Below are 11,194 nucleotides of genomic sequence, written 5' to 3' on the forward strand. Positions count from 1 at the left end.
GGGATCGGGCGAATGCCGCAAGCGATCGGCGGCTTCGTTGAACTTACCCACGGCGGTGTTCAGCTTTTTCTGCCTGGCCGGGCCGTGCAGACCACCGGCGTCGATGCGATCGATATGTCCCTCGCAAAGCCGGATGCGACCCAGGATGTCGTTGCTATCGGGATCGAGTTCCAGCGCCTTACTCAAGTTGTTACGCGCTTCGATCCATTGCGGTTCGAAAATCGCGGGTGCATCGCTGTCGCGATACTCGGCGATGACGTTGTCCGCGGCGGCAACGAGCTTCTTGCGCAAGGCATTGCGCGCGCCCCAAAGCAAACCCGGCAGATGCGTGCGGCTATTCAATTTCTGATAGCGATTCCACGCCACGTTCATATCGGAGACCTGCTCGGTCTGAATGTCGTTCTTCAGTTTGCCCGCGGCATCGGAGAAGTTCCACTGGCTCAAGGCGAATCCGGCGGTGGCCAGAATACAAATCAAAGCCACGGCCATGCAGCCCATCAGTGCGCGTCCCGGCCGTTGCCGCGGCAAGGGAGGCACCGGAGTCATTTTCGGTAACGAACCCACCGGGAAACCCGGACCGGTGCGAATGGTGCGCTCGGCATCCGGCACGCCGATGGGGCTGGCGGTACGAACGGTCGCTTCATTATCGGGCGTTTCCGTCGCTGAAACGGCAGCTTCAGCGAGAACCGGCTGACCGGTCTGGAAGCGCGCCAGGTCGTCGTTGACCTCGGCAGCGGTTTGATACCGATGCCGAATATCGCGCGCGAGCATCTTCGCGATGATTCGCCGCAGGGGTTCGGGACAAGTTTCAGGAAGCGGGTCCGGTCCTTGCGCGGAGCGGATGCGGCGCTCCAGACTCACCTTGGTTTCCTCGCCGAAAGGCAGCCGCCCGGAAATCATCTGATACAGCAGCACGCCCACGGACCACAGATCGGAATCGGCATCCATCTGGCCCGATTCGAGGCGCTCCGGCGAACAATAGGCGGCGCTAGCGAAGAGATTCACCGTGGCGTTACGCGTGTCGGATAGCGCTTTGGCGATTCCGAAATCCATGACGCGCACGGCGTTGCGGCGGTCGAGCCGTACATTGCGCGGCTTCAGATCGCCATGGATGACGCCGGCGAAATGGCGCGTGCCAATCGTGGTGGTGAATGCTCGCAGGTTCTCCAGCGTCTGGCACAACTCGCGCGCGACATAGGCGGCAAACTTTGGATCAAGCGGACCATGCGCCAGCGCCGTCGCGACATCCTGCCCCTCGATATATTCCATGTCAACGAACAGATGCCCATCGAGATCGCCATAACGATTCACGCGGACCACGCGTGTGTCCGCCAGGCTCAATCGACGCTGAAGCTCCGCGCCGAAACGTTCGGCTTCGATGACGTCGCGATCCTCGCCCGCGAGTGGAGCGAAGACGATCTTCAGCGCGACTTCATTCAATGTGACGCTGTCTTTAGCGCGAAACACCTGCCCCATGGCGCCGCGTCCGACGAGTTCGACGATCTGATAGCGCTCGAAGCGGTCGCCGCGATTCACCGCTGGAACTCCCGCGGCTTCAGCCACCACCACGCCGCCCCCGCGCCGATCGCCAGTCCGAAGAGCAAGGCCACCGCAGGCCCGAATCCAATCTTCGCAATGGTGTAAAGCAGCGCGAGTGTCACTGTGGCCATGAGCAGTCGGCCGGGGCGTCGTCGCGGAGTCACGGCGATCGGGACCGCGGCGACCGGCGTCATTCTTGGAAAGGATTCCTGCACCGTGCGCCGGGTCCGTTCCGCGTCAAACTCCCGAGCCGGAGCCGCGGTGCGTACCGTAGCGTCGTTTTCCGGCACAACCACTTCCGGCACAACCACGAAATGGCCGGTCTGGAAGCGCGCGAGATCGTCGTTGACCTCCGCCGCGGTCTGATACCGGCGGCAGAGTTCGCGCGCCAGCATCTTCGCCGTGATCTGCCGCAGCGGCTCGGGACAGCTCTCCGGCAGCGGATCAGGTCCGCCGCCGGAGCAGATGCGCCGCTCCAGACTCATCCTGTTTTCGTCGTCGAAAGGCAGCCGCCCCGAGACCATTTGATAGAGCAGGACGCCGACGGACCAAAGGTCGGAGTGGGAATCCATCTTGCCGGATTCGAGCCGCTCCGGGGAGCAATAGGCCGTGCTGGCGAACAGATTCACCGTCTCGTTGCGCGTATCCGAGAGCGCCTTCGCGATTCCGAAATCCATGACGCGCACGGCGTTGCGGCGATCCAGACGGACGTTGCGCGGTTTCAGATCGCCATGGATGACGCCGCAAAAATGGCGCGTGCCGATCGTGGTCTTGAAGGCGCGCAGATTCTCCAGCGTCTGGCAGAGTTCGCGCGCGACATAGGCGGCGAACTTCGCGTCGAGCGGTCCACGCGCCAGCGCCGCAGCAACATCCTGCCCGTCGACATATTCCATGTCGACGAACAAGCTTCCATCGAGATCCCCGAAGCGGTTGACGCGCACCACGCGGTTGTCGGCCAGATTCAAGCGCCGCTGCAATTCCGCTCCGAAACGCTCGGCCTCGATGATGTCGCGGTCCTCACCCGTCAACGGCGCCTCAACCACTTTCAGGGCGACATCGTTGAGGGTGACGGTGTCTTTGGCGCGAAACACCTGGCCCATCGCGCCGCGGCCGACGAGTTCGACGATCTGGTAGCGTTCGAAGCGATCGCCGCGCTTCATGGCTGCTGCTCCGGGGCAATCAACTTGACCTTTGCGTGCTTACTGGTCCAACCCGGGAAGAAATTGCTGTCGACGACGGACGGGTCCGCGCGCTCCGACCAGATCGGTTCCGCCGGACCCAAGCCGGTGAATACGTTGTTCCGCACGACGGGGCGCAATGAGGATCGAAGCTCGAGTGCCGGTGACGTTCCGCGTTCGATCGTGTTCTCTTCGATGAGAGGCGCGGCGGCGCCGGCGACGCGAATCGCGGGCCCGTTCGCGTTGCGTACTTTGCATCCGGCTATGACGCCGCGCGCATTCCCGCTGACCGAAACGCCGCCGCCAAGTTCATCGTCGACCAGAGCCACGTCGCTGCTCGCAATTCGAACGGGACCGCGCACAGTGACGCCTTCAATTCGCGCGCGTTCCAGAACGCTCGCGGAAACGGAGCCGTTGATGATTGCTTCGCCCGGCCGCTGCCCTTCGATGGTTACGCCGTCCTTCAGGCTGATATCACCATCGTACGTGCCCGGCGCAAGGACGAGCGTGTCGCCGGATTGGCTGGACGCGAGCACGGCTGCGAGGGTCTTGGGCGGCGCGACGAGAGTTTGGTGCGGGCGCTCGACCGGCGCCGGAACCGGGTGCGCGTTCATCCACCACCAGACCGCGCCGCCGCCGATGGCCATCCCAATGAGAAGGGCCAGGGCGGAAAGCAGCACCGGATTCGGACCGGCTTGTTTCCCGGCGTGCCTCCCAAACCGTTCGCCTTCCACCAGCACCACCGACACGTTATCGCGGCCGGTTTGCGTGGCGGCGCGGATCAGTTCATCCGCCGCGCGCTCGCGTTGTCCGGCATTGCGTTCCACGATCTCAAGGATTTTTGCCGACGGAATCGCATCGCTCAGCCCGTCGCTGCACAATAACAGCGCGGCATCGGGCTCGAACGGAACGCGGCGGATCTCGATAAAATCCTCCTCGTCCGGCGTCCGCACCTGCGATCCTACATCGCGGAACACTTCATTGCGGCGCGGATGCGTCATCGCCTCCGCCTCGCTCAACTCGCCCGCGTCTTCGCGCTCGCCCACGGGGGAGTGGTCGCTGGTCACCTTTTCGATCGCCCCGCGGCGAATGCGGTAAAGGCGCGAGTCCCCCACGTGCCCCACCGTCGCGTGGCCGTCTTCGACCACGGCCGCGGTAAGCACGCAAGCCATGCCGGCCCACTCCGGATGTTCCTCGGCAGCTTCGTAGATCGCGTTGTTGGCCAGCGCGATCGCCTCGCGCAAGCGCTGCTCGGCCGTGCCGGATTGCCGCTCGAGCCGCGCGCGAATTCGTTCCACCGCGATCTCGGCGGCGTGCTCGCCCGCTTCATGGCCGCCCATGCCATCCACCACGGCGTACGTGCCGCGCGCATCGTTGGCATAGACGCGGTCTTCATTGTTGCCGCGCACGTTGCCTTGATCGCTCGCGGCGGCGGAAGCGAATTTGGTCGGAGAATCGGCCATCGCCGGAATTACGCCTTTCGCCGGGCTTGCACGGCAACCATCGCAACGACCGCGATTGCGAACAGCAAAGCAAGAACGAGGAAGACAATGCGAGCGCTGTGCAAGGTGGTCAGGCTCATTTGCGCATCGCCTTGAAATCGATCGTCATCACGCCCGCCAGGCCGATCCGACACTTCGGCGGCAGCGGCACTTCCAAGTTCTTATCAACATCGGCGCCGTCAACACTCTCAATGCTCGGAGGCACCCGCTTTCCATCGACGGTGGTGCCGAGTGAACTCAAGTCTTTGATAAAGAAGTTGCCGCTAACCGGATCGCGCCGGATCTGCAGATGCTCGCGTGAGATATCCTTTTTGCTCTTCAGCTTCAGATCGACCCAGCGATCAACGCCGCCGCGTCCGATCTTGATCAGTTCCTTCGTCATCTGATAGGTTTGGGAACCCGCGTCATCGTCATACGACAGGCTGGCGAAAACCAGTCCGGCCGCGCGGCTCGTTTCCACCGGGCCGCTGCGCATCGTCGCCGTGGTGGTGGTTTCGCCCGCCGCCGTGCGCTTGGTGACGCGCTCGGTCAGTGTCCCGACACGATCGTCCGGCTCCGCAGCGGCGGGAAAGGTCGAATGAATGACCAGTGGATGTTCCGGCGCGTCGTCATCCATGTTCTCGTGCAGATCGACCGACCAGTCGCCCAGCGTCTCGAACTTCGGCTTGCCCTTCTTCACCGGCACACCCGGCAACCGCAGTTTCGGCTCGGCCGCTTTGTTCATCGACCGCAGCTTTTCCTCCAGCGCGGTGACCGCTTCTTTCTTAACTCGGGGAACCAGCGGGCGCAAGCGGTCGTAATCATCGGCATGCAGGTAGATGTCGAACACGCTCGGGACCAGATTGCTGTAGAAACTGGGGGAAATCCCCTGTTCCATCTCGTCGAGCAAAAAGTCGATGATGTCTTTCGGCGTGATCGCTTGGGTGGGGGCAGTCGGCATCGGGCGCACTACTTCCAGTATCGTTATACGCCCGCCGCCGCCCGGAAGTTCGTTTACTGCAACTGAATCTGTACTACGTTCGAGTTGAAGCCGTCCGCCTGCAACTGAACATACAGCGTACCCGCTCCCGCCAGCTTTGCGGGGATCGGGATGTTGACTTGATCGAGCCCGGTGAACTGGCCCTGCGCGCCCGCGAACGACGCGGTTACCGTCTGGGACCCGGACGAGACGACTTCCTGCCCCGACCAGTACGTGACCGCCGAGGGACCGATCTTCGCCGTTACCGAGCTCTGATGGTTCTCGATGCCGGTAGCGAATAAGATCAGATACGCAGATCCCCCGCTGATACTCACCGGAACCGTGGTACACGAGGATGCGCAGTTGAAGATCGGCTGCGAAGTGGATGGTCCGTTTGACGGGTAGACATTGATGAAGCCGGCCGCGGGTCCGCTGCCGCTCGACAGAATCGTATAGATCGCGGGCGAGACGCGCTCGACGCCGATGGTGTCGAGCACCGCACCGGATGAAGCATTGAACGCGACCGTCGCCGGACCCGGCGCGGTTCCGGCCGGCACGATCCAGTTCACTTGTCCGGGCGATGCGAAGGCGAGTAGCGCCGGGCGCGCCGTACCTTGGGAGTCGGTCACGGTGACGCTGGTTTGCCCCAGAGTGGTGGTTAACGTCGAAGCCGCGCCCGCTGTACTTCCAGCCAGGTTCGAACCGAACGTTGAGACGATCGATCCCGGCGCCTGGGGGAAATTGAAATAGCTGGCGCTGGATGCGGCGGTGGCGCTGGGGCCGAAGGTGAGCAGGTAATCGGCGCCGCTTTGTCCCAGGCTTGCTCCGCCCGCTGTATTGATGAGATACACAACGGATTGCGTTCCGTCCGGACTCCAGTCGTTGTCTCCGGTCGTCATCCCCGACAGGTAATAAGGACTATCCGGGTCGACAAACCACGTCACGCGTTTCTTGTCGGAGCCGTCATAGTTCATTGTCCAGTAGTCCTGTTGTAAGTTACCGAGGCTGCTGTTCTGGTTTCCGTACGTGCTGATGAAGATCAGCTTTTCTTCAACGGGGCTGGGCCTGGAGTGCTCGTCCCAGTTATCCGGAGTATTGGTTAGATCTGCGAATGCGCCGGTGTTGAGGTTATAAGAGTAGATATCGTTTCCATACTGCGGCTGCCCGCTGGCTGTGCCGGAGAAGAAGATCGTCGTGTCGTCGAGGCTAAATCCGTGTGTCTCCAGCAACGCGGGAATGACGCCGGGCTGTAGCGTGTTGAGTAACTGCACCGTAGGGGCCCCGCCGGCAACTCCGGGCGTAAATGACGCGACCTGGATCACCCATTCGCCGCTGGGAAGGGGGTCGCGCGCGATTTGCTGGGCCCAGATCAACTTCGTGCCGTCATGCGAGAAATGCGGGTGCAAAACGCCGCCCGGCGCCGGATTTTCGCTGGCCGCGACCTCCCAATAGTTCTCACCCGCGGCATCCATGATATAGATCACGTTGTTGATACCCACTCCGGGGCGAGCCAGAGTATTGTCGAGGGCCGTTGGATCCGTAGAGTACGTCATATCCGGCCGCTGCGCCTGAAACACGATGTAGTTGCCGGAAGGATGCCAGTCCGGATTGCCCTTGTTATAAGGAGGCGCCGCCGCCTGATTACAAGTGAGGCAGATTTCATTGGTATTGGCGGGATCCGGATTCATCGTCCAGACATCGAAGTAGCCCACGCTGTTCTCGCGATCGAACGCGATCAGATTGTTACCCGAGGGCGACCAGGCGACGCGGCCGCCGTTCGACGTCAGCTGCTGAATGGTGACGACCCGGTAATCCACCGGCGGGTTTTGCGCGATAGAGACCGCCGGGATGACGGCCATGCAAAGTCCCACAATACTGCGTCTCAAAGAACCCCCATTACTATTTAAACCCGTGCGGCTCCCAGGTGACTGTCGGGAAAGGTAGGCACCTACAACGACCATGGATCGGCGGCCAACGAAAGAGATCATCAGAGCCGGCGCATCAAAAGCAACGTACGATCATCGGTTATCTTGCCGTAAGCGGCCGTTGCTTCTAGGATCTCGTCCGAAATCTCGGCCAGAGTCCGTCCGGCGTTCCGGCGCAGCGCGTTCTCGATGTGGGTGTAGCCGATCTCTTCTCCGTCACGGCCGAACACTTCGGTGATGCCATCGGTAACCAGCGCCAGCAAGTCGCCGCGCTCGCATAACACCCGCCCGGTTGCGTATTTAACGACCGGAAACATCGCCACCGGAAGGTTTTCCACGGTGCAGCGCTCCAGGCATTCCGAACGGCTTTGAAAGTGGAATAGCGGCAGATGCGCCGCGAGCGAAAAGGTCAGTTCCGGTTCGGGCGTAATCAACACATAGGCGAACGTAGCGTAGGAGCGCGCGTCCGTTAACGGCGAAAGGACCTCATTCACCGACTCAAGCAGACCTTGCCCCTGGCAGTTGCTGGAGGTCAGCCGCATCCGTACCGCGGTCTTGATCATGCTCATCAGCACTCCGGCGGGAACGCCATGGCCGGCCACATCCGCAATATAAGCGCAGGTCGCGTTTCCAAACGGGATGACATCGAGCAGGTCGCCGCCTACGGCCCCGCTCGGAAGCGAGACTCCGTAGAACTCGAATCCGCTGCTGACCGTTGCGATGGCAGGAACCAACTGGCGCTGAATGCCCGATGCGAGCTCGATCTCGGTGTGGGCCGCGAAAAAGCGCTTGCCTTCGAGACGGAAGAAAGACAGGAACAAAACGTACCCAGCCACGATGAAGAGGAGCACCCACACGCCGTGAACCGTCACCTGGTCACGCCACTGCTGGTTGGTCAACGTGTGCCTGTGAACCGGAAAGTAGTACCCGATGGCTACGAACACGGCGGTTTGCGCGACGAACAGCGCAATCATCGACCGGATCATCCGCACCGTCCCGAACCAGGCCCATAGCATGGAAGGAACGGCCGTCGCGACCACGATGATAATGAAGCGCGCCGTGTCCGATTCCTCCAGGCTCAGGCAATCGTTGATGATCCCCACCGCGGCGAACAGGCAGCCGACACCGGCCAGGAACGTCGCGATCGACGACACCGGCATCTTGCGGAACATCTCGCCGCGCGCTTTCCAGCTCACGCGCGGGACACCGCAATCGGTTCGGTCAGTTCGGGTGGTGCGGATTCATAGTGATAACGCGGAAGCCGGATGGCGAACTTCGTCCCCTTGCCCGGTTCACTCGATACTTCGACCGTACCGCCATGCGCCTTCACGATCCACGCCACAAAGCTGAGACCTAATCCCAAACCGTGTTCCGGGCTGGACTGCGAAGACGGCCCCGCGATGCGGTAGAAGCGATCGAAGATATGCGGGAGGTGCTCGGGCGAGATCCCGCGGCCGGTGTCGGCGACTTCGATCGTCACCGTATCCGCGTCCTGCCGCAGGTTAACGCGCACTTCTCCCCCCGGCGGAGTGAATTTGATCGCGTTGGACAACAGATTCGACAACATGCGTTCGATTTGAACCCGGTCGACATCGGCGTCGCAGCCGCTATCCGACTCGAAGGCGAAGAGGCGGACCTGCGCCCCTTCCGCCGGAATCTGAAACTGGTCGACGGTGTCATGAATGAGGCGGCAGAGATCGAGGCGTACGCGCTGCAGCAGCACCTGGCCGGTCTCGGCTTGCGACAGCAAGAGCAGGGCGCGCACGATACCCGACAGCCGCTCGATATCGTGCAGCGTGTCGACGATGGCCTCATGGTAGTCCTCGGCGGTCTTGGCCGTAAAGAGTGCGACTTCGAGCTGTCCGCGAATCACGGTGATGGGCGTTCGGAGTTCGTGCGAGACGTCGGTCGAGAACTGGCGAACCTGATTGAACGACTCTTCGAGCCGCCCGATCATGTTGTTGAAGGTTTCGATCAGGTAGTCAAGTTCATCGTGGGACCGGCGCACCGGGATGCGCATGGATAGATTCGAGCCGCTGATGCGGCCGGCGGCCTGCGCGATGTCCATCACCGGGAGCAGCGCGCGGCCCACCTGAATCCAGCCCAGCAGGAATCCGCTCAACGCTACGACTGGAACCACCGCGAAGCAGAGCCAGGTGAAGTCACTGAGGAGTTTTTGATTGTCCTTAAGGGAGCGGCCGATCGCGACGTAGTAGTAAGTGTGGGGAAGGTTGTCATCCTCGTCAACACCGGCGCGGATCAAGTAATGCTCTTTGTGAGAGTCGACCTTCTCCTCCCAGAGTGTCTGCTTCGTCGCGATCACCTTAAGGATCTGGGACTTCGAATCGGCTCCAAGCGTCTCGTAGATGTCGGAGGTCTCGATCGGCTGGCCCTGTGGATTGGCTATAAACAGGACGTGCTGTAGACGTCCCCGCAACGCGACTTCGTCCGGATCGTCCTCTTCGACTAACCAGGTCCACTTACCCTTTTCAGGGCGGTAGTAACCCTTGAACAAGGCCCAATCGCCGTCGAGGGCGTCGCGAATTTGCAGGTCCAGACTGCGTGCCAGATACTCACGGAAGCCCACCATGACGGACGTCAGTATGAGCGTAAAGAAGACGGTGTAAAACAGCGAAAGGCGCAGGCGGAGACCGCGGGTTGGGCGGCGAATCGCTTTAGCCGCCAACTCCACGTCACACCTGCCGTTCGGAAGTAATGAACGGAGACGGCTTTACCGGCGCGGGCTCCGGCGCATCGATCATGTAGCCGATGCCCCGGACCGTTTGAATCAGCTTCTGCTGATAGCGGTCGTCGATCTTCGAACGCAAGTGCCGGATATAGACGTCGACGATGTTCGTAAGGCCGTCGTAGTCCATATCCCACACGTGCTCAACGATCATGGTGCGGCTGAGCGGGCGGCCCTTATTGCGCATCATGTATTCGAGAATCCCGTATTCCTTGGGCGCAAGCTCGATGGTTTCGCCATCGCGAGTGACCTTGCGGCGCAGGGAATCGAGGGTGAGTTCGGCGACTTGCAACTTCTCCGGGGCGGGTTGGCCGCGGCGTAACAGCGCACGGACGCGAGCCAGCAATTCCACAAATGCGAAGGGCTTGGTGAGGTAGTCATCCGCGCCGAGTTCAAGGCCTTTCACGCGATCATCCACGGCCCCGCGCGCGCTCAGGATCAGAACCGGCGGCCCCACCTTGCGCGACCGGATCCGCTCGAGCACCTTCATGCCGTCCATATCGGGCAGCATGAGATCGAGAATCACCAGGTCGTAATCGGTGTCGTGGACGTAGCTGACGGCGGCTTGTCCGCGGTCGGCGACATCGACGGCGTAGCCATTGCTTTCCAGGCCGCGCTGCAGGAAGTCGGCGATCTTCTTTTCGTCCTCAACGACCAGAATCCGCATGCTGGTTACAGGGTACAACAGGAGGAGCGGGGCGTGGACGAGAACGCTAACTGCTAGGGTCGTGTGCGTGGTGAAGCAAACCGGGAAGCCCGCTCAAGTCCGCCCAATAGAAAACAGTCCCAGGTATCCCTGGGGCCGCGGATGCTGCGCACGATTTGCCTCATCGCAAACGGACGTCGTCACCCTGCGAGTGTCCCCTGCAACCAAAGTGTTCCCCAAATCGTGTCGCCTGCAACCGGCGGCGCATCATCCCGTAGCCCTTGTCTCGTGCAATAGACATCGATATCGATTTCCTGTGAGCCGTCGTGCATGCGCATTACTGTGGAACGAAACTTCCAGACGAGGATCCCACCAATCTCGGATTCCTTAACATTCCTCACCGGCGCGCAGAATTGATAATCATCCGGCAACGGGAACGTATCCGGCTCCTGGATGTAAGCGAGGCCGAAAGCTTCCTCCTCACCGGGAGTGCTCGCGCGACTTGCCTCGTCGTTCCTCCGCACCGGTAACAAGATCGCGGCGCCCTCAACCAACACGTCGCCGGCCGCGGTACGAAGTTCTGTCGCGCATGGAACCCTCCCCAGCGAGTAGGCAATCGCCGACATCTGCACATCGGCGAGCGCTCCATCGCGATATCGATCGCGATTGACGCTATAGAGCGGATCGAAAAATGTGACCG

General features: G+C 61.5%; 9 protein-coding genes. All 9 read right to left on the minus strand.

Going from position 1 to position 11,194, the window contains the following annotated elements; all coding sequences use genetic code 11:
* Positions 1–1,563: serine/threonine-protein kinase (locus tag H1Y01_RS05480; RefSeq protein WP_180539290.1), on the minus strand; the 1,563-nt coding region annotated here is incomplete at its 3' end.
* On the minus strand, positions 1,533–2,699 hold the full coding sequence (locus tag H1Y01_RS05485) for a serine/threonine protein kinase (protein ID WP_180539292.1): 1,167 nt from the start codon (positions 2,697–2,699) through the stop codon (positions 1,533–1,535). The genes H1Y01_RS05480 and H1Y01_RS05485, both read right to left, overlap by 31 nt.
* Positions 2,696–4,180, minus strand: a complete 1,485-nt coding sequence (locus tag H1Y01_RS05490) for a protein phosphatase 2C domain-containing protein (RefSeq protein ID WP_180539294.1) — start codon at positions 4,178–4,180, stop codon at positions 2,696–2,698. Before H1Y01_RS05490 ends, H1Y01_RS05485 begins: the two co-directional genes overlap by 4 nt.
* Before the next feature lie 115 nt (positions 4,181–4,295).
* Positions 4,296–5,159 (minus strand): FhaA domain-containing protein, encoded by an 864-nt coding sequence (locus H1Y01_RS05495; RefSeq protein ID WP_180539296.1) that lies wholly within the window; start codon positions 5,157–5,159, stop codon positions 4,296–4,298.
* Between the two features lie 53 nt (positions 5,160–5,212).
* The gene (locus H1Y01_RS05500) at positions 5,213–7,063 is read right to left on the minus strand and encodes a hypothetical protein (RefSeq protein ID WP_180539298.1); all 1,851 of its coding nucleotides are present in this window, start codon (positions 7,061–7,063) and stop codon (positions 5,213–5,215) included.
* Between the two features lie 101 nt (positions 7,064–7,164).
* Positions 7,165–8,298: a PP2C family protein-serine/threonine phosphatase gene (locus H1Y01_RS05505; RefSeq protein ID WP_180539300.1), complete on the minus strand. Its 1,134-nt coding sequence runs from the start codon at positions 8,296–8,298 to the stop codon at positions 7,165–7,167.
* Positions 8,295–9,788, minus strand: a complete 1,494-nt coding sequence (locus H1Y01_RS05510) for a heavy metal sensor histidine kinase (protein WP_180539302.1) — start codon at positions 9,786–9,788, stop codon at positions 8,295–8,297. The genes H1Y01_RS05505 and H1Y01_RS05510 overlap by 4 nt, the downstream gene beginning before the upstream one ends.
* Positions 9,789–9,795: 7 nt before the next feature.
* Positions 9,796–10,515 (minus strand): response regulator transcription factor, encoded by a 720-nt coding sequence (locus H1Y01_RS05515; protein ID WP_180539304.1) that lies wholly within the window; start codon positions 10,513–10,515, stop codon positions 9,796–9,798.
* 179 nt (positions 10,516–10,694) lie between these two features.
* Positions 10,695–11,194, minus strand: a 500-nt coding sequence (locus tag H1Y01_RS05520; protein ID WP_180539306.1) for a hypothetical protein, incomplete at its 5' end; no start/stop codon positions are given.

Origin of the sequence: Nevskia soli, from assembly GCF_903970205.1 — a bacterium.
Taxonomy (GTDB): Bacteria; Acidobacteriota; Terriglobia; order Bryobacterales; family Bryobacteraceae; genus Bog-113.

Bases quoted from the DNA above. Each gene is read 5' to 3' on its own strand.
- H1Y01_RS05485 (WP_180539292.1), bottom strand. From the start codon at position 2,699: ATGAAGCGCGGCGATCGCTTCGAACGCTACCAGATCGTCGAACTCGTC.
- H1Y01_RS05490 (WP_180539294.1), bottom strand. From the start codon at position 4,180: ATGGCCGATTCTCCGACCAAATTCGCTTCCGCCGCCGCGAGCGATCAA.
- H1Y01_RS05495 (WP_180539296.1), bottom strand. From the start codon at position 5,159: ATGCCGACTGCCCCCACCCAAGCGATCACGCCGAAAGACATCATCGAC.
- H1Y01_RS05515 (WP_180539304.1), bottom strand. From the start codon at position 10,515: ATGCGGATTCTGGTCGTTGAGGACGAAAAGAAGATCGCCGACTTCCTG.